Below are 1845 nucleotides of genomic sequence, written 5' to 3' on the forward strand. Positions count from 1 at the left end.
TCACCCGTCGCGTCCGGCACGTACTTCACACAGACAACGATCCTCAAGCTCATGAGCGGTTCTCCTGGTACGGGTGCACCGGTCGGTTGCACTGGTCCACGGCCCCGGCCACGCCGAGGGTACTGAGTGCCGGATCGGCCCCTGATCGGCCCTTGGCCGGATCTGGCCCGTCGGCTCTCGTCGGCATTCTCCGAGGCTCTCTGGAGACCATACGGCACTCAGTACCCCTGGTAAAGGAACTCAGTACCCTTCGGCGTCCCACGGGGCTCCAGGAGCGGCGGCAAGGGCGCTGCAAGGGTCGTGCAAGACCGGCCAGGAGCCGTCATGGAATCCGCCAGACCGCCCGGGCACCAACCGGTCGGGGCCGCCGAGACCCGGGGCCCCGGTCCGGGATCAAGGAGGGGGAACGACATGACCTTGGTGCACGGGGAAGTCGACGAAGTCAACCACGGGGACCGGTCCGGCGGGGAGCACCCGCCGGAGGAGCGGTCGGAGGAGCGGTCGGAGGAGCACGGCCGGGCAGACGACCAGCGCGGCCGGGCGGACGACCAGCGCGGCCGGGCGGACGGGTACGACGGGGGCGCGGCGCGCCGGGTGCGTCCGTGGGCCACGCTCACCGACTGCAAGGAGGTGCTGGTCGTCGTCCAGTCGATGGTCTACGGCCAGCGGCTGCACGACGTCTATCCGCTGCTCGCCGCGGACCTGCGGGTGCACGTCCAGTTCACGGTGCCGCCGCACGCGTTCAACGGGGGCGCGGCGGCCCACGTCCTACGGTTCGGCGGCACGGTGCTGCCCTGGGCGGAGGCCGTCCGGCGGGAGTTCGACCTGGTGCTGGCCGCCGGGTCACAGGGACTGGAGCGGCTGCGCGGCCCACTGGTCCGGCTGCCCCACGGGGCCGGACACATCAAGCTGTCCCCGGCGGGGCCCGGCGCCGGTCGCACGGTGGCCGGGCTCGGACCCGAGTACGTCACCTGGCGCGGCCGGCTGGTGCCCACCGCGTACGCGCTCGCCCACGAGGACGAGCGCGCCGAACTCGGACGGGGCTGCCCGGAAGCACTGCCGATCGCCGAAGTGGTCGGCGACGGCTGCTACGACCGGATCGCCGCCGCCCTGCCCGCCCGCGAGCGCTACCGCGCCGCACTCGGGCTGCGGCCCGGTGAACGGCTCGTCCTGGTCTGCTCCACCTGGGGCAGCGGCTCGCTGTTCACCCGGCTCGACGCGGTGCTGCCCCGGCTGGCCGCCGAACTGCCCCGGCACGGCTACCGGACCGCGCTGCTGGTCCACCCCAACGTGGCCGCCGCGCACAGCCCGTGGGCGGTCCGGTCGTGGGCGACGGCCACCGCGCGCGGGGCGGTCACCGTGGTCGCGCCCGAGGAGGACTGGCGGCCGCTGCTGGTCGCCGCCGACTTCATCATCGGCGACCACGGCTCGGTCACCCTCTACGGCACCATGACCGGCGCGCCGATCCTGCTCGCCGAGTACCCGCACCGGGACGTCAACCCGCGCTCGCCCGGCGCGCTGCTCGCCCGCACCGCCCCGGCGCTCAGCCCGTCCCACCCGCTCACCGCCCAACTCGGCTACGCCGCCGAGCAGTACCGGCGGGAGGAGTACGCGGCGATCGCGGACCGGATCAGCTCCCGGCCGGGCGCCTTCGACCGGCGGATGCGGCGGCTGCTCTACCGCGTCCTCGGGCTGGGCGAGCCCGCCCACCTGCCGGAGCCGCCAGCGCTGCCGCTGCCCGCACCGCTGTGGCCGGCGGGCGACGAGGCCGCGCGGGCCGGACGGGCCGCACGGGCCGGACAGGAGGACGGGTGACCGCGCTGCACACCGTGCGGCTCGCCCCGG

Annotated in this window: 1 protein-coding gene; it reads left to right on the top strand. The window is 75.0% G+C overall.

Annotation, left to right across the window (positions count from 1 at the left end; all coding sequences use genetic code 11):
* The first annotated feature begins 411 nt into the window (after nt 1-411).
* Nucleotides 412-1815 (top strand): hypothetical protein, encoded by a 1404-nt coding sequence (locus ABD308_RS39080; RefSeq protein WP_344345838.1) that lies wholly within the window; start codon nt 412-414, stop codon nt 1813-1815.
* Nucleotides 1816-1845 lie beyond the last annotated feature (30 nt).

The organism is Kitasatospora putterlickiae (assembly GCF_039527695.1).
GTDB lineage: Bacteria > Actinomycetota > Actinomycetes > Streptomycetales > Streptomycetaceae > Kitasatospora > Kitasatospora putterlickiae.